The following is a 22,833-nucleotide window of genomic DNA, read 5'->3' as shown; positions in this document are numbered from 1 at the left end:
TCAGTCGCACGGCACCGTTCGCTCGGCGGCCCACTCGCGCGTGGCGGCCACGCGTTCCGCCATCACCACCGACAACGGCCGCGTGTGCTGGATTTCGTTCATGAGATCGTCTGCGTTGAGCGGCCGGCTCGCCGCGTGGGCGGCATACATGGCGGATACGATGGCCTGCTCAATTTCGGCGCCAGAGAACCCCTCGGTCGCCGCCACCAGTTGATCCAGATTGAAGGCGGTTGTAGCGAGGGCGCGCTTGCGAAAATGGATGTCAAAAATTTCCCGGCGGTTTCCGGCGGGCGGCAGGTCCACGAAGAAGATTTCATCGAAGCGGCCCTTGCGCACGAGTTCCGGCGGCAACTGCGCGATGTCATTGGCGGTGGCCACGATGAAGACGGGCTTCCGATGCTCCGCCATCCATGTGAGGAACGTGCCCAAAACCCGGCGCGAAAGGCCGTCGTCATCACTCTGCACCGCCACGCCCTTTTCAATTTCATCCATCCACAACACGCATGGTGACATCAGCTCGGCGGTTTCGAGGGCTTTGCGAAGATTGCGCTCCGTTTCGCCGTAATACTTGTTGTAGAGCACGCCAAAATCGAGGCGCAGCAGCGGAACGCCGAAGATGCCGGCGACGGCTTTCGCCGCCAGGCTCTTGCCGCATCCTTGCACGCCCAGCAGCAGGAGGCCGCGCGGGGGATCCAGTTCCACGGACGTGTTGCCGAGGAAGAAGTCGCGCCGCACTTCCACCCATTGCCGGAGCCGCCGCATGCCGCCGACCTCCGAGAACCGCGAGGTCTCGTATTCAAAGGACAGAACGCCATCGCGGCCCAGCAGTTCATATTTGGCGCGGGCCACTTCGGGAAGGTCGGACTCGGAAATAATGCCGTCGTCGTTGATGGCCTTGAAGGCGATGCGGCGCGCGTCGGTGGCGGTCAGTCCGGTCAGATTGCGCACGAGCTGGTCGAGCACCTTGTTGGTGGTTTGCACGTTGCGCTCGCCGTGGGCCGCGCCCCATTCCGCCGCCACATCCACCACGATGCCGCGCAATTCATCCTCCGTCGGCAGCGGCAGTTCAAACTTGGCGGTGAACGGTTGCAGTTCGACGGGCACCTGCAGGGCACAACCCACCAGCACGACCGTGGATTGGTGGCGGGTGTAGCTGAGGGCGATGTCCTTCAGATGCCGCACATGCACGGCGTCCTGCAAATACGGATGAAAATCGAGCAGCACGAAGAGCGAGTATTGCGCCTCACTTTTGATGTGCGTGAGCACTTCGAGCGATTTGGTCACGGACTTCAGGGGCTGGTCGCAGGGCTCGAAGGCCTGCAAGCCTTCGGTCACCGTCCAACGAAATGCCTTCATCTGAAAGCGCTGCCCAATGCGGCGCGCCAGATTCACAATGGTCGATTCCTCGTTGCTTTCCACCGCGATCAGCGGCGTCTGCGAGCGGATCATCAGGGTCAAATCATTCAGGGGCGCCTCCGACATGGGAGCGGCGGGGGCTGTTTTGGCGGATGGCACGTGCATTCGATGATGCGGCAAGCGTCCCGTAAAGCGCGACAGGTTCAAGGAAAAAGTCGGACGGAGCCGGCAGCGGGCGTGAATCCGGGGCCGAGCTGCCCGATGGCTTGCTTCGTCAGCGGCAATTTGGCTTCCTGTGGGCGGCAAGGAACAGGGCGAAATCAACGCGTTTCGCCGGTCGAGGAGAAATTCGGGAGGTGTCATGACCGCCCGCAACCAGGAGGCAAACGATGGATCCCTTTATGCAAGCCGCAATCGAAGAGGCCCGCAAAGGCCTGGCCGCGGGCGGCATTCCCATCGGCTCGGTGCTCGTGTGCGACGGCAAAATCATCGGGCGCGGCCACAATCAGCGCGTGCAGCACGGCAGCGTAATTCACCATGCCGAGATGAACTGCCTCGAAAACGCCGGCCGGCTGCCCGCGACGGTTTATGCGCGCTGCACGCTCTATTCAACGCTCTCGCCGTGCCCGATGTGCAGCGGGGCGGCTTTGCTCTACAAGATTCCGCACATCGTCGTCGGCGAGAACGTGACATTCCAGGGGCCGGAGGAATATGTGCGCTCGCAAGGTGTGAGCGTGGAGATTCTCCAGGATGCGGAGTGTATCCAATTGATGCGCGATTTCATCGCCGCGCGGCCGGAACTGTGGAATGAGGATATCGGGGTTTAGTCACGCGTGATCACGGGCGGTTCGCCACTGGCCGCTCCCACGTCCGGCTCCTGCGACAGATTCCGGAAGAAAAAGAACCAGTAGATCGGCGCCAGCACGAGATACTCGATCAGCGACAGCAGGAGAAAACCAGCCACCGTCAGCCACGATTTCCGCACGTGACCTGTGGTGCCTTCGCGCAGCACCTCGCCCAATGAGAAGAGATACAGATAGGGGTTGAGGTTGTTGTAATCACCCACTACGCGGCCACATTCCGGACAGAACCAGCTTTGCGCCGCATGCGGAGACTGGCAATGGGGACAGATCGGCGTGGCGTCAGGCTGCTCCATTGCCTTGGCCACGTCCGGACCCCAAGGATCCGGTGCGGCGGGCCTGGTCAGCCAGGCCTTGAATGCCTGCACTCCCAGCCAGAGCAGCAACCCGATGACGACTGTGATGCCCACTTGTAATTCCGGCGAGGTCACAGACAACTCTCCCTCATCCGGCGACGAAATCAACCACGGGCACGCCGGTTAAACCTGTTTGGGCATCTTCAACCACGCGCCCTGCTTCGCCGACGACTTCACGGCCGTCTCAATGAACGCCATGCCGGTCCAGCCGTCTTCGATGTTCGCGTAATGGGCGCCGTCGGACTTTACGGCCTTGCCGGCCTGCCATTGCCGCACATCCACTTCAAAACAGCGATGCAGGCGCGCAAAGGCGTCGTGGAAACCTTCGTTATGACCAGACGGAGCGGTCGGCTCGGCCATCAAATCAGCCGGCGTGCTTTTCGGCAGGAAGCCGTCGCCGGGCGAAACCGCGCCGCGCCAATACACGCGGTCCGGTTGACCGGGCAGGTGGATCGTGACGCATTCGGGTTCCTCCTGCCGCCAGCGCAGCGTGCCTTTCGTGCCGGCGACTTCGATGCCGAGGTCGTTTTTGTGGCCGATGCAAATTTGTGATGCACGCACCAGCGCCTTGCCGCCGTTGCTCAGGTGGCAATACACGGTGAAATGATCATCGAGCTGGCGGCCCTGGACAAAAGTCTCGAGCTGCGCCGAGAGCCGGGTCACTTCCAGGCCGGTGACGTAGCGAAGTTGCATCAACGCGTGTGTCCCGATGTCGCCGCCACAGCCGGACGCCCCGGCGAGCTTGGGGTTCACGCGCCACGCCGCCTGTGTCTGGCCGGAGTCTTCCAGTTTGGTTGCGAGCCAGCCTTGGATGTAGGAACTGTCCACCCAACGCACCTCGCCGAGCAGGCCGCTGCGCACGATGAAGCGCGAAAGGCGGCTCGTCCAGTGACCGACGTAAGTGTGCGCCACACCAAACGGCACGCCGGTCTTGCGCTGCAATTTCACCAGCGCCGCCGCTTCGGCCGCATTCAGGGTGAGCGGCTTCTCGCAGAACACGGCGATGCCCGCCTTCAACGCCTTCGCAGCGGGATCAAAGTGGACATGATTCGGCGTGACGATGACCACGTAATCGAGGCGCTGCTCGGCGGGCAGATGCTTCTGATCCGCAAACATGGCATCGTAGGATTCGTAACCGCGAACCGGATAGGCCCAGTTCGCCGCGGCTTCGAGCGCCTTCTTCGGATTGGAAGAAAGCGCCGCTGCGACCACGCGCCGCGTGCCGTCGAAGTGAACCGCGCGTGCCTGCGGATGAACGATGAACGCGCTGCCGCCGCCGCCGATGAGCCCTACGTTGAGAGGTCGTTGTGACATGGGAGTAATGCGTGTTGAGTGAACGTGCAATGAGAGTAGGACTCGGCGAAGGAGGTTCAACTCGAAACTTCCGCGCGCGTAGCAAAACATCCGCCTCCGAAACGCCGGCTTGAAGTTGGCTTAAGACGCACTGGCCGATGAAGCGCGAGGATGACAAGAAGCGCGACTCGTTGCAAACCGCGCAAAGCCGACCAGAGGTCGGCGCTCCTGTTGCGCCGGCCGATGGACAGGAGGGGAGGCACGAAGCAGCGCCTAACGGACACCCTGCTGGGCAAACCTACTTGTCACTCACCCCAGGAGCTCGTCCACCTTCGCGCCGATTTCTTCGATGCCTTGGCGGACGAGGGATTCGCCCACAAGAATCGCGCCGGCGCCACAGCGGGCCAGACGCTCAACGTCATTGCGGGTATGAATGCCGCTTTCGGCCACCAGCAGGGGCGAGGATGGGGAATTGAGGATGGCGGATGGCGTGGCGGAGGCGGCCAGCTTCAATCTTCGGGCTTCGATCTTCGCCGCGATGTGCTCGGTATTCGCCAGGTCCACCGTGAATGATTTCAAGTTGCGATTGTTGACGCCGATGAGCGGTGCGTTGATGGCCTGGGCGCGGACCAGTTCGGCCTCGTCATGCACTTCGACGAGCGCGGAGAGTCCGGCCTCAGTGGCCAATTCGTGGAATTTCTTGAGTCGCGCGTCATCGAGGATGGAGACGATGAGCAGGATGGCGTCCGCGCCCCATTCGGCGGCCTCGAGGATCTGGCGCTCATCAATGATGAAATCCTTCCGCAGCAACGGCAGCTTCACGGCGGCGCGGATGTCGCGGAGGTATTCGAGGTCGCCCTGGAAAAACTTTTCGTCCGTCAGCACGGAGAGGCAGGTCGCGCCGGCCCGCTCGTATTCGATGGCGATGCGAACGGGATCGAAGTCCTTGCTGATCACGCCGGCCGAAGGCGACGCCTTTTTGACCTCGGCGATCAGCGCAACCTTGCCGCGGCGCGGCTGGCGCAGCGCGCCGAGGAAGTCGCGGCGCTCACCGTGTTCGAGCATCGCATCGCGAATGTCGCCGGCGGCGATGATCCGCGCGGGCAATTCGGCGACTTCGCGCTGCTTCTGTTCAACGATTGTATCTAGAATGTTGGCCACAGAGACACAGAGAGCACAGAGTTAGAGCACCAATCGCTTGATGCCATCTTTGAGCAGGCGCGCGTTGAAATTCAACAGCAACCCGCGCTTTAGGCCGGTGATTTTCAAGTAGGTCAGCAATTGTGCTTCGAATACAGGATCGCATCGATCCACGCTTTTGATTTCCACGATTACAGAATTTTCCACCACCAAGTCCAACCGGTATTCGCCTGCCGGCCGATTCTTGTAGGTTACCGGGATCACGAGCTGGCGTTGATGCTTCAGTCCGGCCATTTCAAATTCAATGCTGAGCGCCGATTCGTAGGTTGATTCCAATAATCCGGGACCAAGCGTTCGGTGAACTTCGATGGCGCAACCAATGATCTTCTCGGTGAGCGGGTCGCGTTCCTCTGGAAATTCCAGGCTCATTCTCTGTGTGCTCTGTATCTCTGTGGCAAATCACTCTTCCTCGTCCTTGAGGCCTTGCATCCGCTTCAGCGGACAACCGGCGCGCAGCCAGGCGTTCACGAACGGATCCAAATTGCCGTCCATCACGCCCTGAACATCGCTCGTCTGCTCCCCAGTGCGCAAGTCCTTCACCATGCGGTAGGGCTGGAACACGTAGCTGCGAATCTGGTTGCCCCACGAGATGCTGCCCTTGTCGCCGTAGAAGCGCTCCATCTCGCTCTTGGCCTGGTCGAGCTTCATCGCGTAGAGCTTGGAGATCAACATGGCCATCGCCGTCGCTTCGTTTTGCGCCTGGCTGCGTTGCGCCTGTGAGGCGGCAACGAGGCCCGTCGGGATGTGCGTGAGGCGGACGGCTGTTTCCACCTTGTTTACGTTCTGGCCGCCTTTGCCACCGGAACGGTAGGTGTCGCGCTGGATTTCGCTTTTGGGAATGACGATGTCGCTCTCGTTGAGGTCGCTGATTTCTGCGATGACATCTACGCTGGAGAAGCTCGTGTGGCGGCGCTTGTTGGCGTCAAACGGCGAGATGCGGACGAGGCGATGCACGCCGCGTTCGGCCTTGGCGAAACCATAGGCGTATTCGCCCTCGACGCGGAAGGTCACGCTCTTCAGCCCGGCGGAATCGCCGGCCAGTGCGTCGGTGATTTCCCATTTCCACCCGCGCAGGTCGAACCAGCGGCCATACATGCGGGAGAGCATTTCGGCCCAGTCCTGCGCCTCGGTGCCGCCGGCGCCGGCGTTGATGGTGAAGATGCAGTTGTTCTTGTCGTGCTGGCCGTTCAGGAACGTGCGCAACTCGAACGCATCGAGGTCCGCGAGAAACTTGTTGGTGTCCGTCTCAATCTCGGCCTGCAATTTAAACTGCGCCTCGGGCGGTTCGGCCTGGGCGAGTTCGAGCATGACCTGCAGGTCTTCGAACTGTTTGGCAAAGCGGGCGAGCGGGTCGATTTTGCCGCGAATGTCGTTGGCCTCGGTAATGACCTTTTGGGCGGCGTCCTGATTGTTCCAGAACGTTTCGCCGGCCATCTGCGCCTCAAGTTCGGCGAGCCGTTGGTTCAATTTGGCGACGTCAAAGAAACCTCCGCAGGTGCTTCAGTTTCTGGTCCACCGTTTCAATGCGGGCAACGATCATTTCAAACATAAGGCGCGCAACGTAGTCAAACGGGGTTCCCGGCGCAAACGTGGAAATGCGCGGGATTCAGCCGGGCGGCCAGTGCAAAGGACGCCCCCCGAGCAGGTGAAAATGCAGGTGCGGCACTTCCTGGCCGGAGTCGCGGCCGTTGTTCAAAACGAGGCGGTAGCCGCCTTCCGTCAGGCCGACCTGGGCGGCGATGACAGGCGCCTTGAGCAGCAGGTGACCCAGCATGGCGTGATCCGCAGACGTGGCGTCCTCCAGTTTGGCAATGGGTTTGCGCGGGATGATGAGCACGTGCGTGGGCGCTGCGGGCTTGATGTCCCGGAACGCGACGATGTGTTCATCCTCGTAAACGATGGCCGCCGGGATTTCCCGGGCGCAAATGCGCTCGAAGATGGTTTTGCTCATTGCTGCTGATGGCCGTTGCTTGGTTTGCCCCGCCCGACGCGTCCGCCCCACCGGGTTACTCGACCACGAGGGCGCAGGCGTCGGGATGCGGTTCGGTGCTCAGGCATTCGCGCAGGAACTGAACGATCTGCTCCTGCAGATTCTGGCAACGCGCGCTCCAGCGCCGGGCGCCGGTGAGCCGCATGACGCAGTTGCGCAGGCCGCGAAAGCGCAGCACGCGCGGTGATTGTTGCAGCCGGGCACGCATCTCATTTCGCAGGCGCGGGAAAAACGTCAGTTCAAAGGCGCCGTCCGCGTCGGCTGCGAGCGCCTGCAGATCGGTTTCCACGACGAGTTGTGCCTCGTCGGTTGCGGAGAGGGGTTCGGCCTTGAACTGGAAGCCCTTCAAAACCTTTTCCAGTGCCTCGGCAAATTCGCCCAGCGTCACCGATTCACGGCCCTCCTCATTCTTGAAATAATGAAGCACCGCTGCGGAGGCCTCCTTGACGAACGCTTCGTCGAAGGGCGATTCGCCTTCCGTCACAACCTCCACGGCGATGGTGCCCGCCTGCATGGGCTCGCTTTCGCCGTTGCTGCGCCGCAGGAGAATGCAGTCTTCCGCAAGTGCGATCATTGCTGGGCCTCCAGTTTTTTGACCTCGTGCACGAAGTCGGTGGCTTCCTGGAAGCGGCGATACACGCTGGCGAACCGCACGTAGGCCACTTCGTCAATTTCACTCAAACCTTCCATCACCATCTTGCCCAGAAAGTCCGAGGGGATTTCCCGTTCAAACTTGGTGGTGGCCGTCTCGACGATTTTTTCCGCCAAATCTTCCATGACCTTGGGGGAAACAGGCCGCTTCTGGCAGGCCTTCTTGATGCCGTTGAGCAGCTTGTCGCGCGAAAACTCTTCGTGCCTCCCGTCGCGCTTCAGCACCATCCAACCGGCGTGCTCGATTTCCTCGTAGGTGGTGAAACGATGCCCACAGCCCGTGCATTCGCGGCGGCGGCGAATGGTGGCGCCTTCCCGCGCCGCGCGAGAATCCACGACTTTGTCATCCACACAACCGCATTTGGGGCATCGCATAGAAAAACACACCAAATGGTGGTTTGACACTTTCTATCACACAATAGTTTGTGTCGTCAAGGTTTGCGACGGGTTGATAGTGTCTCAATTTGGCTTCGCGGGAGCGCGGCTGTGCCCGACGCGTCAGCCGCAGCGGATTGAGAGTGCTGCGACTGGTCTGCAACATAATCGCGCTCCATTCAGATCAGAAACACAGCGGGCGGTTGGCGACGGAGCGCCGCGAGGCGCAGAAAGCGCAACCGCCGCGGGCCGAAGTTGTTCAGAACACGATGGGAACCCCTTCCTGCAACACGGCGACTTTTTTGGTCAGGCCGTGTTCTTGGGCGAGTTGCTGGAGCCAGCGCGGCGGTTCGTCCATCTCCTCGAACGCCAGGCGAAAGGTGCCGTAGTGCATCGGGACCAGCCGGCGCGCGTGGAGGTCGCAAAACGCCTTGATGGCTTCATCCGGCCCCATGTGAACATGGCGGAACGATTCCGGATGATAGGCGCCGATGGGCAGCAGGGCGATTTCGGGGGAAAGGCGCCGGCCGATTTCCGTGAAGCCGTCGAAATAGGCGCTGTCGCCGGCGTGATAAATTTTCCGGCCTTGATGTTCGAGCACAAAGCCGCCGTAGCCGCGGTGGGCGTCATGCAAGGTGCGCGCGCCCCAGTGCTTGCTTGGCGTCAGGGTGACGCGCCAGTCATGGCGGCGGAAGCTTTCCCACCACTCCAGTTCGATGATGCGCTCGAAACCCAGATCGTGCGCCAGGTCGCCCACGCCCCACGGCATCACACCGATTTTCGGATGCGGCAACCGGCGCAGGGTGGGCTTATGGAAGTGATCGAAATGCGCGTGAGTCAGCAGCACCAGGTCAATCGGCGGCAGATCGCGCAGGCGCAGACCGGCGCGTTTGATGCGCTTCAAGAGGAAGAGCCAGTTCGCAAAGTTCGGATCGACGAGAACATTCAGGTCGGTGAATTGAATGAGAAACGAGGCGTGGCCAATCCATGTGATGGCCACCTGGCCGCGGCGCAGCTTCGGAAAGCGCGGCGGCTTATGCTCGCCGTGCCGCGGCGTCAGCAGTGCCTTGAGGACGAGTTCATGGAAGAATTTGCGCGGCGCAAAATGACGGGAGGGGGTCAGTTCCTTGAAGGAGCGGGGCAAACGCCGGCGCGGTCGCGGAGTGGGAGCGGGCGGATTGGTGGCGGCCGGCTTCGTCATATTCCCTTGATAATCACATTCATACTCTGGCTCTGAATATTTCGCAAACCGCGCCGTCTCTTTTTCTGTCGGTCATAACGTAAAGTGAAAGGCTGAATATGAAAAAGTGGATGCTGACAACGACCGCAGTGGGACTGGTGGCATTGGGTCTGCAAAGCGCCCAGGCGGGTGACCGCGAGTGGGCGACCGTGGGCAAGGTGCTCACCGGAGTGGCGGCCGCCGTGGTCATCTCCAAAGCCGTCGAAGCGCCGCCGGCGTATGCCAGCGTCAGCTATGCCACGCCTGTTTACAGCGTCACTTACAGCAGCACGCCGCCGCCGGCTCCCGCACCAGTGGTGTATGCGGCACCGCCTGTGGTTTACGCGCCGGCCCCCGTGGTTGTCTATCAAACCGTGCCCGTGTGCCCGCCGCGCCCGGTGCTTTATGCGCCGGCCCGCTGCGGATTCTGGGGCCACGCCTACGGCCGGGGGCACTGGCATCATTGATTTGGTTGGTTGGGTTGGGTGGGAACAAACCCGCGAGCTCGTGGCTCGCGGGTTTTTTGTTTTCAATGCCGCGGAAACCGTTACAACGCCGGGCATGAGTGAACTGGAAAAACAGTTCGAAACTTTTTTGCGCCGGCCACCCACGCTGGGCACGGGCGTGTATCTGGCCAAAACCGCCGTGGTGCTGGGCGATGTGGCGCTCGGCGACTTTGCCAGCGTCTGGTATGGCGCGGTGTTGCGCGGTGACATCAACCGGATCGCGGTGGGACACCACTCGAACGTGCAGGACAATGCCGTGCTGCATGTCGCCGACGAGTTTGCCTGCGTGGTCGGCAACTGGGTGACCATCGGCCATTCAGCGGTCGTGCACGCCTGCACCGTGCAGGATGAATGCCTCATCGGCATGGGCGCCGTGATTCTGGACGGTGCTGAGGTTGGCGCCCAGTCCATCGTTGGGGCCCGCGCCCTGGTGACGCAAGGCACAAAAATTCCGCCCGGCTCAATGGTCTTGGGCGCGCCGGCGAAAGTGGTGCGCGCGTTGACGCCGGCGGAACGGGCGCACGTGAAATGGTGGGCCGAGAAATACGTGGCCAACGCGGCTTATTGTCTGAAGCATCACCTCAACGTGGGTGCGCCGTTACCGACGTGAGCCGGCGCGGCTCTGCGCTTACGGCGCGGATTGATGCCGCAGGGCCATGCCCGGCCGCGCTCCGGTGTGCCGGTCATGGTCCACCACCACCTCACCGTTCACCAACACGAACGCAAAGCCCGTGGCATAGTGATGCGGATCGTCATACGTGTCGTTGTCGGTGACCGTGGCCGGATCAAAGACGACAACGTCCGCCCAGTTGCCCGGTTTGAGCACGCCACGTCCGGCGAAGTGAAAATCATTGGCCGGCAGACTGGTCATTTTCCGAATGGCATCTTCCAGCCGCAGCACGCCCAGCTCACGGACGTAATGACCCAGCACGCGGGCGTTGTTGCCGTAACCGCGCGGGTGCGGCACGCCCTTGCCAAATTCACGAATGCCGCTGTCGCAGGCCACCGCGGTGATGGGATGGCGCATGAACGTCTGCAAATCGCCTTCGTTCATCCCGTGAAACACGCCGCTGGCGCTCCCGTGCTTTTGGATTTCCAGAATGGTCTCGATTTGGTCGTCCAAGGAATCCGAACCGCGCAGCCGCCGGGCGGCCTGCATGATGTTCTGCCCGTTCAGCCTCGGGTCGTGCGCGTAGGCGGCAATGACGGCATAGGCGTAATTGGTGGCGCCGCGCGCGGCGAGGCGGCGTTTCATTTGTTCGACGATGGCCGCTTTGCGGGCGGGGTCGGCGAGGCGCGCCGCGAACGCCTGGCGGCCACCCTCGCGGGCACTGTCGGGAACCAATTGACCGATGGTGGTGCTTGAAGCCGTGTAGGCATATTGATCCCACGTCACGTCGAGGCCCGAACGGCGGGCTGCTTCCAGGAACGCCAGCACCCGGTCGGCCTGGCCCCAGGCGCGTTCGCTGCCCAGCTTCAGGTGCGAAACATGCACGGGCAGCCCCGCCTCGCGCCCCACGCGCACCGCTTCGGACAAGGCGTCGAAGATGCGGTCGCTTTCGTTGCGCATGTGCGTGGCGTAAAGGCCGCCATGTCGCGCTACAACCCTGGCGAGTTCGATGATTTCCTCCGTCCTGGCAAATGTTCCCGGCAGGTAAATCAAACCGGTGGACAACCCTTGCGCGCCGTCCTCCATCGCGCGGTCCACCAGGTCGCGCATCCGGGTCAACTCCTGCCCGGTCGGTTCGCGGTCGAACGAGCCGCCCATCGCGGCTTCGCGGACGGAGTTGTGGCCGATGAGCGTGGCGACGTTCGGCGAAACCTGCGTCGTTTCGACGTCGTGAAAGAATTTTCCCACTTCGAGCGTGGAGTCGCCGCAGTTGCCGACGACCACCGTGGTGACGCCCATGCGCAGAAAATTTTCGGCCCGGGATTGCCGGGCGACATCATCCGCGTGCGTGTGCAGATCAATGAAGCCGGGCGCGACCACCATGCCACGGGCATCAAGTTCGCGTGCGGCCTGGTTGGTGAGGTTGCCAACGGCAACGATTTTGCCCCCGGCGATGCCGACGTCGGCAAAGAAGGCCGGATTGCCCGTGCCATCGACCACACGGCCGTGGCGGATGATGAGGTCAAGGTCCGCGGCGGGCGCCTGAGCGGCCAGCGTTCCGCACAGCAGGGCAAGCAATGGCCAGGGCCGGCGCATAACTTCAGCGGCGCCCGAACATTCCGGGCAGGCCGCCGCCCATGCGGGCCATCATCTTCTGCATCTTGCCCATCTTCTTCATCATTTGTTGCATGCCGAAGAACTGGTTGAGCATCGTGTTCAACGCGGCCACGGTCGTGCCGCTGCCGGCGGCGATGCGCTTGCGGCGGCTGGCGTTGAGGAGCGCGGGATTGCGGCGTTCCTTCAGTGTCATCGCGCAAATCATCGCCTCCATGTGCCGGAAGTTCTTTTCCTGCTTCGAGAGATCCTGGGTCTTCGCGACCTCGGCGCCGCCCGGCAGCATCTTCACAATGTTTTCCAGCGGCCCGAGCTTTTTCATCTGGCGCAACTGGTCGAGGAAATCTTCCAGCGAGAATTCGCCTTTGCGCATCTTTTCTTCCATGCGCTTCGCTTCATCGAGATCTACAGCCTCGGCGGCTTTTTCCACGAGGCTGACCACGTCGCCCATGCCGAGGATGCGCGAGGCCATGCGCTCGGGATGAAACGGCTCGAACTCGTCGAGCTTTTCGCCGACGCCGGCGAACTTGATGGGCTTGCCGGTGACGGCCTTCAGGCTCAGGGCCGCGCCGCCGCGCGCATCGCCGTCGAGCTTGGTGAGGATGGCGCCGGTGATGTTGAGCGCCTGGTCGAAATGCGTGGCGACGTTCACGGCTTCCTGGCCGGTCGCGGCGTCGAGCACGAGGAGAATTTCCTGCGGCTTGATGAGGTCGCGCAGCCGGACGAGTTCCTGCACGAGCGGCTCGTCGATTTGCAAACGGCCCGCGGTGTCGAAGATGAGCGTGTTGCGGTTCGTGTCCTTGGCGACAGCGAGCGCTTCTTTCGCGATCTTGAGCACGTCGGTTTCGCCCTTCTTCACAAATGTTGGGATGCCGAGCTGCTGGCCGAGTGTGGCGATCTGATCCATGGCCGCCGGACGATACACATCCGCCGCGACGAGCAACGGCAGCCGGCCCTGCTTGAGCAGCAGCTTCGCGAGCTTGCCGCTGGAGGTGGTTTTGCCCGCACCGTGCAAACCGACCATCATGAGGCATGCGGGGTTCCCGGTGAGATTGAGCCCGGCGTTGGTCGAGCCAAGCAGGTCCACAAGTTCGTCGTGGATGAACTTCACGATCTGCTGGCCGGGCTGAACACTCTGGACGACCTCGGCGCCGAGCGACTTGGTCTTCACGCGCTCGATGAAGTCGCGGGCGACCTTGAAATTCACGTCGGCGTCGAGCAGGGCCATGCGCACCTCGCGCAACGCGTCGCCGACGTTGGCCTCGGAAATTTTGCCGAGCCCGCGCAGGTTGCGGAAGGCGTTCTGGAGTTTGCCGCTGAGCGAATCGAACATCCGGCCAAACTAGGGCCGGCCGCGCGGGTTGACAAGACCGGGGCGGTTTGGCTTAATCTGCGCCCCTTCGTGGTAGGTTACCCAAGTGGCCAACGGGGGCAGACTGTAAATCTGCTGGCTTACGCCTTCTCTGGTTCGAATCCAGAACCTACCACCACTTCCTTTCACCAAGCCGAATCTTCGGACTCTGTATTCACTTTGCCCGCTTACTTTCGTTCCGACGAACGCAGGGCGTTCAACCGGTAGTCCATGGGCGTGAACTTCGTGTGGTGCTTGAAGACGTTGCAGAAATACGGGGCGCTGTGAAAGCCGCAGCGCGCCGCCACATCGTCCAGCTTCAGGTTGTATTTCCGCAGGAGGTGCTTGGCGCGATCGATCCGCACGTAGGTCAGGTAGCTGCTGAAGGTCATCTGGCCGTGGGTTTGAAACAGCCGGGACAGGTGATTGGGGGAAATGTTGAACTGCCGGGCCACGGAATCGCGGCTGATGTCGTATTGATAGTGGCTCTGCAAATAAACGTGGATTTCGTTGAGCAGCGCCAGCGCCCGGCTGGCGGGCTGCGCGGCGGGTTGTTGCAGCAGCTCCTCCACGCTGAGGATCAATGCCCGGCTGACGTCCGCCGTGGCCGGCGACCGCCGTCCGTCCGTCTGCATTTCAATCAACGCGTTGAGCAGGTGGGGAACGGGGCCGTTGAGCGGGCGCGGCACGGTGATTTTTTGCGTGCTGAGCCGGCGCTGGCGCGAGCAGGAGACGAGGCTGATGCCGAGCTGGGTGCGGCCGAAGAAAAGGCAGAGCAACTGCAACCCCGGCCGCCATTCCGGCAGGTTCCAGCAGTTCGGCGCCGCAAACAGCGCCCGGCCGGGGGCCACCTGCACGCGGATGATCTGGTTGCCCTCCTCGATCTGGTTTTCATACACCCCGCGGAGCGGCACTTCGAGGCGGGGAAAGTTGACCACCTGGCTGTAGAGCGGTGGATTCAACTGCTGGCCGCAAACGAAAACTTCGCGAACCGGGTGCTGGCGCAAAGCCCGACCCGGCCACCAAGCTGGACGTATGGCGGCATCCATGCCCGCGAGTGTTACAAAATCCCAATAAAAGCCACATCTTTATTCTTTTGAATTTTGGGCGGTGACCGTAAGACAAACTTTGCGTGTCTAACATTGTGTTCATCATCCGGCCCCGCCGTGTTCATGGCGGCCAATGCCCGTCCGCCGCAGCCGGGGAGCGGCCGGATGATTCCCCTTCATTTTCAAAACGCTGATGGAAATCATCATTCAACCCGATCCGGACGCAACCACCCAGGTTGCCGCGCGCATCATTGCCCGCCTGTTGCGCGAGAAGCCCGACGCCGTGCTGGGACTGGCCACGGGCAGCACGCCGCTGCGCCTGTATCGCGAGTTGATCGCGCTGCGGCTGGATTGGCGCCGGGTGCGCACCTTCAATCTCGACGAATATGTGGGCCTGCCGCGTGCGCATCCCCAGTCGTATCACCACTTCATGTGGGAGAACCTGTTTCAGCACGTGAACATTGCCCGGCGCAATGTGCACATTCCCGACGGCAACACCCGCGACATTCCACGGTTCTGCGCGCGGTATGAGGCGCAAATCCGTGCGGCGGGCGGCATTGACCTGCAACTGCTCGGGATTGGCACCGACGGTCACATTGGCTTCAACGAGCCGTCGTCCTCGCTCGCCTCGCGCACCCGCATCAAGACGCTGACGCCGCAGACGCGCCGCGACAACGCCCGGTTTTTCGGCAGTGAGGCCCAGGTGCCGCACCACGTCATCACGATGGGCATTGGCACCATCATGGAGGCACGGGACATCGTGCTGCTGGCCTTCGGTGCGCAAAAGGCGCGGGCCGTGGCCGCGGCGGTGGAGGGGCCGGTTACGGCCAGCAACCCCGCTTCCATGCTGCAAATGCACGCGAGCACCAAGGTCTGTCTGGACCGGCCCGCGGCCCGCCGGCTCAAGCGCGCGGATTACTACCAGTGGGTGTATGCGAACAAACCGGCCTGGCAGACGTATTGAAGGGTGGCGCAGTGCCGTGCTCGGCGTGGTCCTGGGCGCGGCGTTGTCACTGTCCGCCGCCGAGCCGCGGCTGGTCGTCATCCCCATTCACAGCCGGATTTTGCAGAACAATCCGCTGCACGATCCGGCGGATCGCATCGCCGCCGTTTTTTTGCCGGCGCAGGCCACCAACGGCGCCCGCCTGCCGGTTGTGTATTACCTGCCGGGGTTTGGTGGCGCGGCGGGCAATTTTACGAACCATGCGCCGTTGTGGCTTCAATGGGTTCAACGGACCGCCGACCAAACAATGCCGGTCGTGCTGGCGGTCGTGGACGCGCGCACGCGCTGGGGCGGGAGTCAGTATCTGAATTCGCCGGCGCAGGGAAACTACGCCGACTATCTTTGCCGGGAAGTCGTCAAACAGGTGGAGGCGCGCTTTCCGGTGCCGCGCGCGGGCGTGCGGCGCATCATTGCGGGCCATTCCAGCGGCGGTTTTGGAGCGCTGCGTCTGGGAATGGCGCAGCACAAGTTGTTTGACGCGGTAATTGCTTTGAGTCCGGACTCGGATTTTCCCACCTCGCATTATCCGGTCACGCAGGCCGCCGCGGTGAAGGCGGCGTCGCCGACGGAAATGGAACAGATTGAAAATGACGATGCGCCGCCGCCGCGCGGTGATTTGGGTTACGCCGTCGCCCTGTGCGCGGCTTATGCGCCGGTTGGAACGAAGGCCCCGGGCCGGTTCGAGTGGCTCTACGATGCGCAGGGAAATTTTACCCCACACGTCTGGCAGCGCTGGCTCGACAACGATCCGCTTACTTTGGTCCGCCGGAACCGCCGGGCCTTTGCAGCCCGCCAGCGCGTTTATCTGGAAGGCGCGGCGCAGGATGAATACGCCGCCAACATTGGGGCGCGGAAAATTTACGAAACCCTTCGCCCGACCAGCATTCCCTGCGTGTTTTTCGAGCCGCCCGGTCATCATGCCGATCATGTTCCGGAGCGTCTGGCGCGCGGGGTGGCCTGGGTGTTTGAACGGCCCCTGCCGGCCATGCCGAAATAACCTTATGCGTTACCTCAACCAAATACTGTTGCTGGGCTTGCTGCTGGGCATCGTCACCGGTTGTCGCACCGCTTATCCCCGTGCCGGCACGCCGTTGCCGCGTCAAGGGGATGAGATTGTGGTCGCGGGCCAGCTGTTTCACACGGGCACCCGCGTCGTGTTGTGGATGGATCCCGGCGGCTACGACGCGTATCGTGTGGAGCGGCGGTTCGGTCCGCTGGACCAGGCGGATTGGAAAACGTCCTCCGCCACGAACAAGAATTTGCAGACGCCCAATCGTTATGGCACGCGCCGCGTCGGCCTGACGCCCGCGCAACGCGAACAGGTCCGGGGCGGGGGCTGGGATTTGCCGCTGCTCCAAAAGGTCGTGGACCAGTTCGTGTTGCACTACGATGTGTGCGGCACGAGCCGGACGTGTTTTCGCGTCTTGCAGGATGAGCGGGATCTGAGCGTGCACTTCATGCTCGACCTCGATGGGACGATTTATCAGACGCTGGACCTGAAGGAGCGCGCGTGGCACGCCACCATTGCCAACGACCGGTCGATCGGCGTGGAGATTGCGAACATCGGCGCCTATCCGGTGGGGAAACCCAATCCGCTGGCGGACTGGTATCGCCACAATCCCGACGGCACCACGGACATCACCCTTCCCGAGCGGTTTGGGGATGGCGGTATTCTCACCCCCAACTTTCACGGGCATCCGGCACACCCGGAACCGGTGGTTGGCAACATCCAAGGCCGGGACCTGGTGCAATACGATTTCACGCCACAACAATACGAAGCGTTAAAGCATTTGATCGCAGCGCTTTGTCGGGTTTTCCCTAAAATCCGTTGCCAGTATCCCGTGGACGCGAACGGGCAGTTGATTCCACATGCCCTGACCCATGACCAATGGAAATCCTTCCACGGCGTGTTGGGGCACTACCACATCCAAACCAACAAGGAAGATCCGGGTCCGGCCTTCAACTGGCAGGAGGTTATCGGGGGCGCGGAAAGAATTCTCGGGGAGTCCACCCGCCGTCGGACCACCCGGGCCGGGGCGGCGTTTACGCGGTGAGCGCGTCGCCATGTTACAAAACTGTAAAAAAAGCCACATCTTTACCATATCGCGCCCGGCGGAGGGTGGCTACGCTCAGGCGCACTGGTTCGGAAAGCTCCACGCATTTGCGGGCCTTGGGCCTGCGGGCGCGGGATACCGAAACCCGGGTGCGGGAGTGGCATGGCCGGTTTTTTTGCCACTGGGAAGTCGTGATATGAGATTTGTCGCCGTTACAGCATGTCCCACGGGAATTGCGCAGGCCTACTTGGCCGCGGCGCAACTCGAAAAGGCCGCGCGCAAGCTCGGGCATGTCATCAAAGTGGAGACCCAAGGCGCCGTGGGCATTGAGAACCAGCTTTCCCAGGCGGAAGTGGACAATGCCGACGGGGTCATCATTGCCTCCGACATTCCCGTTGAGCATGGCGGCCGCTTCCTGAAGGCGCCGCGCGTCACCCAGGTGCCGGTGCAGCTTGCCCTCAAAAGCCCCGAAACGATTTTTGTCCGGCTGCAGTGTCAGGCCGCGTGACGCATGTTCCCGGAACCCCTCGCGCCCCGTTACTTTCCGGTGGTTGAAGCCGTCGCTTCGCGGCACAATCACCCATGGAGTCACGCGACTCCGCCCCATGCATTAAACCCATTTGCCAATCAAGCTGGATGAGTGCTGGATCCTTTATTGAACGCCTTGCCGTCTGCACCTGGTCCTTGCAGCCGGAAAACCCTGACGACCTGGTTCAGAAGGTGCGCGCCACCGGCGTGCGGCGGGTGCAACTGGCCCTGGATCCCTTGCGCAGCGCACCCAAGGTGTGGGGCGACACGGGCCGCATCCTGCGCGAAAACAACATCGAGGTTGTTTCGGGCATGGTCGGCTGCATTGGCGAGGATTACTCCACGCTCGAGTCCATCCGCCTGACGGGCGGCATTGCACCCGACGTGACTTGGGAGCAGAACCGGAAGAACTTTCAGGCCTGTGCCGCCATCGCCAGTAAAATGGGCCTCAAGCTGGTGACCTTTCACGCCGGCTTTCTGCCTTCGGACGAGTCCGATCCGGCCTTCGCGAAGATGATGCAACGGCTGGACGTCATGGCCGACATCTTCATGGTCCACAATATTCTCGTCGGCTTGGAGACGGGTCAGGAAACCGCCCCGGAACTGGCCGAACTGCTCCACAAACTCAATCACCCGAACATCGGCGTGAACTTCGATCCGGCCAACATGATTCTCTACGACAAGGGCGATCCCGTGCAGGCGCTGCGCATCCTCGCGCCGTGGATCCGGCAGGTGCACCTCAAGGACGCGCGGCGCACGCAGGTTCCCGGCACGTGGGGCGAAGAAGTTCCCATGGGGGCCGGCGAGGTGGACTGGCGCGCCTTCTTCGCCACGTTCAAGCAGGTCATCTTCAACGTCTATCTGGCCATCGAACGCGAACAGGGCTCGCAACGCGTGCAGGACATCCGGACGGCGCGCGCCGTGGTGGAAAAAACCTTCAACTGAACAAACCTATGGTGGCAATGGCGTGCGGGCATCCGGCCCCGGTGCAGGTGGCCGTGGTCGGTCTCGGTTTCATGGGCGTCACTCATTTGCGGGGGCATCTCAAACATCCCCTGGCCCGTGTGGCCGCGGTCTGCGATGCCAATCGCGCGCCCGTCAACGGGGTGCTGTCCGGCGTGAGCGGCAACATCCAGCAGGCCGGCGACATCGTCCTGGGCGACGGAGTTAAAGTGTATCGTGACTTCGATGCGTTGTTGCAGGATCCGCAAATTGATCTGGTGGACATTTGCACGCCAACGCCGCTGCATTGCGGGCAGGCCGTGGCGGCGTTGCGCGCGGGCAAGCACGTGCTTTGCGAAAAGCCCCTGGCCCGCACGGCCGGGGATGCCCGGGAACTGTTGGCCGCGACCCGCGAGGCTGCCGGGTTTTTGATGCCCGCGATGTGCATGCGCTTCTGGCCGGGCTGGCGGGAGCTGAAGCAGATCGTGGCGAACGCCACTTACGGGCGCGTCCTCGCGGCACGGTTCCGGCGCGTTTCGGAAATGCCCGCCTGGGGACGGAACGGCACCTACAAGGATGGCGGCAGCGATCTCGGGGGTGCCTTGTTCGATTTGCACATTCACGACACCGACTTCGTCAATTTCCTGTTCGGCCGGCCGGCGAGCGTGTTTTCGTCCGGTGTCCGGGATGCGGCCGGCGCCATCAATCACGTGGTCACGCACTATAACTATCCCGGGGGGCCGGCGGTTCATGCCGAGGGCAGCTGGTTGCTGGCGAGCGGATTCAACATGGAATTCACCCTGTTGTGTGAGCGGGCGACGCTGGACTACAACCTCGCCCGCGGCGCCAATGCGTTGGTGCTGACGGAGGCCGGGCGGGCGCCGCGGGGACTTCCATGCGAGCCGGGCGACGGTTACGAAAACGAAATCGCCTACTTCGTGGAATGCGTCGCGCACCACACAGCGCCCAGCCTGGTCACCGCGCAGGATGGCGTCACGGCCCTGGAAATCTGCGAGGCGGAAGAGCGATCCATCCGCACGGACAACCTCGTGATGTTTTAGTCTTCAGCCGCAGCAAATTATTGCAGTCAAATATTCTGTGCCGCTGGTGAGGCGGTTGAGGCGCGGGGCGTTTGATTTTCTCAATCGATCTTGGCGCGCCGGACGTGGTTGCGGCGCGGGTTCCGGCACGATGCAAATTCTCCATTTGTTGGCGCGCCGGCTTTCGCTGTCGCCGGTGTTGCGCTGTTACGTATCTGCAAGAAGTGATACAATTTTGTGCTTCGACACCGGAAGCCGCCCATTACATTGGAAGCTGACCCCGAATTAAAAACTTGGACCATCACAAACCCCAATCCACAGAACCAATCAACTCAGGATCAATCCGACCATGAAGACACATATCACCCTCAATATTCGCCGGTGTTGGTGCCGCCGGGCGCCAGCGATCATGAGCGGTCTAACCGTATTGGCGCTCGCTCTAGTGACCATCGCGGCACGCGCACAGACACCGGAATTCACGAGCGTCTGGAGCATTACAAATAATTCCTATCCCGATCTGCCGGCGTCCGGCGACTCGGTGCGCGGCGTCGCCATCAGTCCCGTGACGGCCAATGTCGTTTACGCCAGCCGCGCGGGCGGTTCGAATCACGTCTCCACGCTTGATGGCGCCAACGGTTACAACAAGCTGGGCTCGGGCGCGGCGCCAACCGTTTCGGGCGGCACCCTGGCCTTGATCGGCACGCGGGTCTCGGATGACGGGCATGTTTACGCCTGCAACCTGTCGGGCTCAGCAGCCTCGCGTTTGTTGATCTACCGTTGGGAGTCGGACACAGATTTCAGCACACCGCCGTTGGTGGTGTATGACAGCGGTGCCGGCACGTCGTTCCCGGCCCGGCTGGGCGACTACATGGATTTGCGCGGCAGCGGCGCCGGCACCGAGATTGTGCTGGTGGGCAACGGCTCCGGCACGGCCATCACCACTAATTTCGTCCTGTTCAAGGCCACCGATGCCATGGCCACCAATTTCACGCCGACGTCCATTTATGTGACCAACGCGAACGTTGTGGGCGGCGGAGTGACTTTTGAAGCGACCAATGACGCGCTCTACGTCAAGGCCGCAAACGGCAAGAGCGTTTATCGGGTGGCTTATGATCCTGTGGCGCAGACGTCAAGCATCGCCCGCGCGTTTGACATGGACCAGTCGGCAAACAACGGCCTGAAGTATTACGAAACCAACGGCCTCAAACTGATTGCGACCGTGACCACGTCAACCAGTTCCGCCACCAACAACCTGACGCATCGCGCCAAAATCCTGCAGCTGCTGCCGGCCAATTCCGCCCTTGTGGTGCTCGATCAGCCGCTGCCCACGCCGTATTCCGCGAATGGCAACGCCCTTGGACTGGTGGACATGAACAATGATCGCTGGGTGTTCGGCGAACCCAACAACGGCCTGTCGGTCTTTCAACTCACCGGCATTGTCACGAATACGCCGCCTACCGTGGGCAGCGCCTCCGGGGGGGGAACTTACGTGGCCGGTTATCCGGTCAATCTGAGCGTCGTGGCCAGCGGCACCGATCCGTTGTCCTACCAGTGGTATTTCGACAACGGCACCACCAACGTCATCGGCGGGGCCACGACCAACAGCTACGCGATTCCGGCCTTGCAGACCAGTAACGCCGGCAACTACTTCGTCATCGTCACCAACGCCTACGGTTCCGCCACCAGCGGCGTGGCCGCATTGAACATCCTGCCGGGCAATTACTCGAATGTGGCGTCAAATCTCTGGACGCTCGCGCCCGGGAGCCGGGATTACCTGACCACCGGTGACACGCAGCGGGGCATTGCCTACGACGCGGTTTCCAACGTGGTGGTGGTGGTGAGCCGTTCACCCTCAAACGCCGTTTACCTGCTGGACGCGGATACCGGCGCCGATGTCGGCGTGCTGGACGTCAGCTTCCTGTATCCGCCCAATCCGCCGCCGCCCGGAATTCTGCCGATCAACATGTGCGGCGTGGCAGACGACGGCGCCGTGTATGTCGGCAACCTGCTGCTGAACGGCACCTCGGATTCCTTCACCATCTATCGGTGGCAGAATGCCGATCCGCTCTCCTTCGTGACCCAGGCTTACTTGGGGAACCCCGGTATCGGCCGGCTGGGCGACACGATGGCCGTGCGCGGTGCGGGCGTGGACACGGAAATCCTTTGTTCGGTCCGCACGGGCACCAATCTGGTGTTGTTCACAACCGCGGATGGCTATTACTTCTCGCCCAACGTCATCGCGGTGGAAAACCTGCCTCCCGACGCGCAGGCCAACGGCTTTGCGGGCCTGGGCCTGGCCTTTGGCGCCGGCAACACCTTCTGGGCGAAATCGTCCGGCTTCAACCTGCGTCAGGTGGCGTTTGACACGAACACCTGGACGGCGCAGGTCGTGGCGACTTACACCAACCTGCCCACCACCCAGGCGCCGCTCGGCGTGGACAGCGCCAACGGGCTGGTGGTCACCGTGGGTTATGGCGAAACGCCGCAGAACCTTTCGCTGTGGGACGTGAGCGCCGGCGAACCGGTGGCGGTGCAGGTGGACCGCGAGGTCTTCGGCTCCAACAACGCGAATGCCAATGGCACCGGCGCGGTCGCCGTGGATACGGCCCGCGGCCGCATCTTCGCGCTCGACTCCAACAACGGTCTGATTGCGCTGTCGTATGGCCCGCGGCTGTTCATTGATTCCACGGTGCAGGGCGGCGTGGTGTCGTGGAACGGTCCGGGCGTGCTGCAATCTGCGACGGCCGTTACCGGTCCCTACAATGACGTGCTGGGCGCCACGAGTCCTTATACGAACTCCGGCGCCAGCCAGATCTTCTTCCGCCTCCGCCGGTAA

23 protein-coding genes and 1 tRNA gene are annotated in these 22,833 nt (G+C 62.2%); 11 read left to right on the top strand and 13 right to left on the bottom strand.

Going from position 1 to position 22,833, the window contains the following annotated elements:
* Nucleotides 1–1,515 carry an AAA family ATPase gene (locus tag VFV96_18255; GenBank protein ID HEU5072349.1) on the bottom strand — a complete coding sequence of 505 codons (1,515 nt, stop codon included), beginning with the start codon at nt 1,513–1,515 and terminating at the stop codon, nt 1–3.
* A gap of 230 nt (nt 1,516–1,745) precedes the next feature.
* Between VFV96_18255 and VFV96_18250 the strand changes: the two genes are divergently transcribed.
* Nucleotides 1,746–2,183: a nucleoside deaminase gene (locus tag VFV96_18250; GenBank protein HEU5072348.1), complete on the top strand. Its 438-nt coding sequence runs from the start codon at nt 1,746–1,748 to the stop codon at nt 2,181–2,183.
* Here the strand turns inward: VFV96_18250 and VFV96_18245 are convergent.
* The 9 genes from VFV96_18245 to VFV96_18205 form a co-directional block, all read right to left on the bottom strand.
* Entirely contained in the window at nt 2,180–2,647 is a 468-nt protein-coding gene (locus VFV96_18245; protein ID HEU5072347.1) for a zinc ribbon domain-containing protein, read from the bottom strand. The genes VFV96_18250 and VFV96_18245 overlap by 4 nt on opposite strands.
* A gap of 48 nt (nt 2,648–2,695) precedes the next feature.
* Nucleotides 2,696–3,886, bottom strand: a complete 1,191-nt coding sequence (locus VFV96_18240; GenBank protein HEU5072346.1) for a Gfo/Idh/MocA family oxidoreductase — start codon at nt 3,884–3,886, stop codon at nt 2,696–2,698.
* A 288-nt stretch (nt 3,887–4,174) separates the two neighbouring features.
* A complete protein-coding gene (gene trpC / locus VFV96_18235) occupies nt 4,175–5,026 on the bottom strand; it encodes an indole-3-glycerol phosphate synthase TrpC (protein ID HEU5072345.1) in 852 nt (283 codons plus the stop codon).
* 21 nt (nt 5,027–5,047) lie between these two features.
* Nucleotides 5,048–5,434 (bottom strand): GxxExxY protein, encoded by a 387-nt coding sequence (locus VFV96_18230; protein HEU5072344.1) that lies wholly within the window; start codon nt 5,432–5,434, stop codon nt 5,048–5,050.
* A 30-nt stretch (nt 5,435–5,464) separates the two neighbouring features.
* A protein-coding gene (prfB, locus tag VFV96_18225; GenBank protein HEU5072343.1) for a peptide chain release factor 2 occupies nt 5,465–6,614 on the bottom strand; the annotation gives its coding sequence in 2 pieces (ribosomal slippage) (nt 5,465–6,544 and nt 6,546–6,614; 1,149 coding nt in all).
* A gap of 57 nt (nt 6,615–6,671) precedes the next feature.
* Nucleotides 6,672–7,016, bottom strand: coding sequence for a histidine triad nucleotide-binding protein (locus VFV96_18220; protein ID HEU5072342.1), 345 nt, complete (start codon nt 7,014–7,016; stop codon nt 6,672–6,674).
* Nucleotides 7,017–7,071: 55 nt separating this feature from the next.
* Complete coding sequence (locus tag VFV96_18215) at nt 7,072–7,629, bottom strand: hypothetical protein (GenBank protein HEU5072341.1); 558 nt, start codon at nt 7,627–7,629, stop codon at nt 7,072–7,074.
* Complete coding sequence (gene nrdR, locus VFV96_18210) at nt 7,626–8,081, bottom strand: transcriptional regulator NrdR (protein ID HEU5072340.1); 456 nt, start codon at nt 8,079–8,081, stop codon at nt 7,626–7,628. Before nrdR ends, VFV96_18215 begins: the two co-directional genes overlap by 4 nt.
* A gap of 259 nt (nt 8,082–8,340) precedes the next feature.
* Nucleotides 8,341–9,282 carry an MBL fold metallo-hydrolase gene (locus tag VFV96_18205; protein ID HEU5072339.1) on the bottom strand — a complete coding sequence of 314 codons (942 nt, stop codon included), beginning with the start codon at nt 9,280–9,282 and terminating at the stop codon, nt 8,341–8,343.
* Nucleotides 9,283–9,380: 98 nt separating this feature from the next.
* Between VFV96_18205 and VFV96_18200 the strand changes: the two genes are divergently transcribed.
* A complete protein-coding gene (locus VFV96_18200) occupies nt 9,381–9,767 on the top strand; it encodes a hypothetical protein (protein HEU5072338.1) in 387 nt (128 codons plus the stop codon).
* 94 nt (nt 9,768–9,861) lie between these two features.
* Nucleotides 9,862–10,416: a gamma carbonic anhydrase family protein gene (locus VFV96_18195; protein ID HEU5072337.1), complete on the top strand. Its 555-nt coding sequence runs from the start codon at nt 9,862–9,864 to the stop codon at nt 10,414–10,416.
* Nucleotides 10,417–10,434: 18 nt separating this feature from the next.
* On the opposite strand, the gene VFV96_18190 is transcribed toward VFV96_18195, so the two are convergent.
* Nucleotides 10,435–12,012 carry a D-aminoacylase gene (locus VFV96_18190; protein HEU5072336.1) on the bottom strand — a complete coding sequence of 526 codons (1,578 nt, stop codon included), beginning with the start codon at nt 12,010–12,012 and terminating at the stop codon, nt 10,435–10,437.
* 4 nt (nt 12,013–12,016) lie between these two features.
* Complete coding sequence (gene ffh / locus VFV96_18185; protein HEU5072335.1) at nt 12,017–13,363, bottom strand: signal recognition particle protein; 1,347 nt, start codon at nt 13,361–13,363, stop codon at nt 12,017–12,019.
* Nucleotides 13,364–13,434: 71 nt separating this feature from the next.
* Between ffh and VFV96_18180 the strand changes: the two genes are divergently transcribed.
* Nucleotides 13,435–13,520 (top strand) — tRNA-Tyr (locus VFV96_18180).
* 49 nt (nt 13,521–13,569) lie between these two features.
* On the opposite strand, the gene VFV96_18175 is transcribed toward VFV96_18180, so the two are convergent.
* Nucleotides 13,570–14,430 (bottom strand): helix-turn-helix transcriptional regulator, encoded by an 861-nt coding sequence (locus VFV96_18175; GenBank protein ID HEU5072334.1) that lies wholly within the window; start codon nt 14,428–14,430, stop codon nt 13,570–13,572.
* Nucleotides 14,431–14,623: 193 nt separating this feature from the next.
* On the opposite strand from VFV96_18175, the gene nagB reads away from it, so the two are divergent.
* The 7 genes from nagB (at nt 14,624) to VFV96_18140 (ending at nt 22,833) form a co-directional block, all read left to right on the top strand.
* Entirely contained in the window at nt 14,624–15,394 is a 771-nt protein-coding gene (nagB, locus tag VFV96_18170) for a glucosamine-6-phosphate deaminase (GenBank protein ID HEU5072333.1), read from the top strand.
* Nucleotides 15,363–16,430, top strand: a complete 1,068-nt coding sequence (locus VFV96_18165) for an alpha/beta hydrolase-fold protein (protein HEU5072332.1) — start codon at nt 15,363–15,365, stop codon at nt 16,428–16,430. Before nagB ends, VFV96_18165 begins: the two co-directional genes overlap by 32 nt.
* 4 nt (nt 16,431–16,434) lie before the next feature.
* Nucleotides 16,435–17,487 (top strand): peptidoglycan recognition family protein, encoded by a 1,053-nt coding sequence (locus VFV96_18160; GenBank protein ID HEU5072331.1) that lies wholly within the window; start codon nt 16,435–16,437, stop codon nt 17,485–17,487.
* A gap of 196 nt (nt 17,488–17,683) precedes the next feature.
* Entirely contained in the window at nt 17,684–17,995 is a 312-nt protein-coding gene (locus tag VFV96_18155) for a fructose PTS transporter subunit IIB (protein ID HEU5072330.1), read from the top strand.
* Between the two features lie 128 nt (nt 17,996–18,123).
* The gene (locus VFV96_18150; protein ID HEU5072329.1) at nt 18,124–18,960 is read left to right on the top strand and encodes a sugar phosphate isomerase/epimerase family protein; all 837 of its coding nucleotides are present in this window, start codon (nt 18,124–18,126) and stop codon (nt 18,958–18,960) included.
* Nucleotides 18,961–18,968: 8 nt separating this feature from the next.
* Nucleotides 18,969–20,018 carry a Gfo/Idh/MocA family oxidoreductase gene (locus VFV96_18145; protein HEU5072328.1) on the top strand — a complete coding sequence of 350 codons (1,050 nt, stop codon included), beginning with the start codon at nt 18,969–18,971 and terminating at the stop codon, nt 20,016–20,018.
* 388 nt (nt 20,019–20,406) lie between these two features.
* Nucleotides 20,407–22,833: a hypothetical protein gene (locus VFV96_18140; protein ID HEU5072327.1), complete on the top strand. Its 2,427-nt coding sequence runs from the start codon at nt 20,407–20,409 to the stop codon at nt 22,831–22,833.

This window comes from Verrucomicrobiia bacterium (assembly GCA_035765895.1).
Lineage (GTDB): Bacteria > Verrucomicrobiota > Verrucomicrobiia > Limisphaerales > DSYF01 > DSYF01.
Note: the sequence above shows the minus strand (reverse complement) of the source record. Positions and strands in the feature narration are given on the sequence as shown.

Bases quoted from the DNA above. Each gene is read 5' to 3' on its own strand.
- VFV96_18250 (HEU5072348.1), top strand. From the start codon at position 1,746: ATGGATCCCTTTATGCAAGCCGCAATCGAAGAGGCCCGCAAAGGCCTG.
- VFV96_18240 (HEU5072346.1), bottom strand. From the start codon at position 3,886: ATGTCACAACGACCTCTCAACGTAGGGCTCATCGGCGGCGGCGGCAGC.
- VFV96_18230 (HEU5072344.1), bottom strand. From the start codon at position 5,434: ATGAGCCTGGAATTTCCAGAGGAACGCGACCCGCTCACCGAGAAGATC.
- VFV96_18220 (HEU5072342.1), bottom strand. From the start codon at position 7,016: ATGAGCAAAACCATCTTCGAGCGCATTTGCGCCCGGGAAATCCCGGCG.
- VFV96_18215 (HEU5072341.1), bottom strand. From the start codon at position 7,629: ATGATCGCACTTGCGGAAGACTGCATTCTCCTGCGGCGCAGCAACGGC.
- nrdR (HEU5072340.1), bottom strand. From the start codon at position 8,081: ATGCGATGCCCCAAATGCGGTTGTGTGGATGACAAAGTCGTGGATTCT.
- VFV96_18205 (HEU5072339.1), bottom strand. From the start codon at position 9,282: ATGACGAAGCCGGCCGCCACCAATCCGCCCGCTCCCACTCCGCGACCG.
- VFV96_18200 (HEU5072338.1), top strand. From the start codon at position 9,381: ATGAAAAAGTGGATGCTGACAACGACCGCAGTGGGACTGGTGGCATTG.
- VFV96_18195 (HEU5072337.1), top strand. From the start codon at position 9,862: ATGAGTGAACTGGAAAAACAGTTCGAAACTTTTTTGCGCCGGCCACCC.
- VFV96_18190 (HEU5072336.1), bottom strand. From the start codon at position 12,012: ATGCGCCGGCCCTGGCCATTGCTTGCCCTGCTGTGCGGAACGCTGGCC.
- ffh (HEU5072335.1), bottom strand. From the start codon at position 13,363: ATGTTCGATTCGCTCAGCGGCAAACTCCAGAACGCCTTCCGCAACCTG.
- VFV96_18175 (HEU5072334.1), bottom strand. From the start codon at position 14,430: ATGGATGCCGCCATACGTCCAGCTTGGTGGCCGGGTCGGGCTTTGCGC.
- nagB (HEU5072333.1), top strand. From the start codon at position 14,624: ATGGAAATCATCATTCAACCCGATCCGGACGCAACCACCCAGGTTGCC.
- VFV96_18165 (HEU5072332.1), top strand. From the start codon at position 15,363: ATGCGAACAAACCGGCCTGGCAGACGTATTGAAGGGTGGCGCAGTGCC.
- VFV96_18160 (HEU5072331.1), top strand. From the start codon at position 16,435: ATGCGTTACCTCAACCAAATACTGTTGCTGGGCTTGCTGCTGGGCATC.
- VFV96_18155 (HEU5072330.1), top strand. From the start codon at position 17,684: ATGAGATTTGTCGCCGTTACAGCATGTCCCACGGGAATTGCGCAGGCC.
- VFV96_18150 (HEU5072329.1), top strand. From the start codon at position 18,124: ATGAGTGCTGGATCCTTTATTGAACGCCTTGCCGTCTGCACCTGGTCC.
- VFV96_18145 (HEU5072328.1), top strand. From the start codon at position 18,969: ATGGTGGCAATGGCGTGCGGGCATCCGGCCCCGGTGCAGGTGGCCGTG.
- VFV96_18140 (HEU5072327.1), top strand. From the start codon at position 20,407: ATGAGCGGTCTAACCGTATTGGCGCTCGCTCTAGTGACCATCGCGGCA.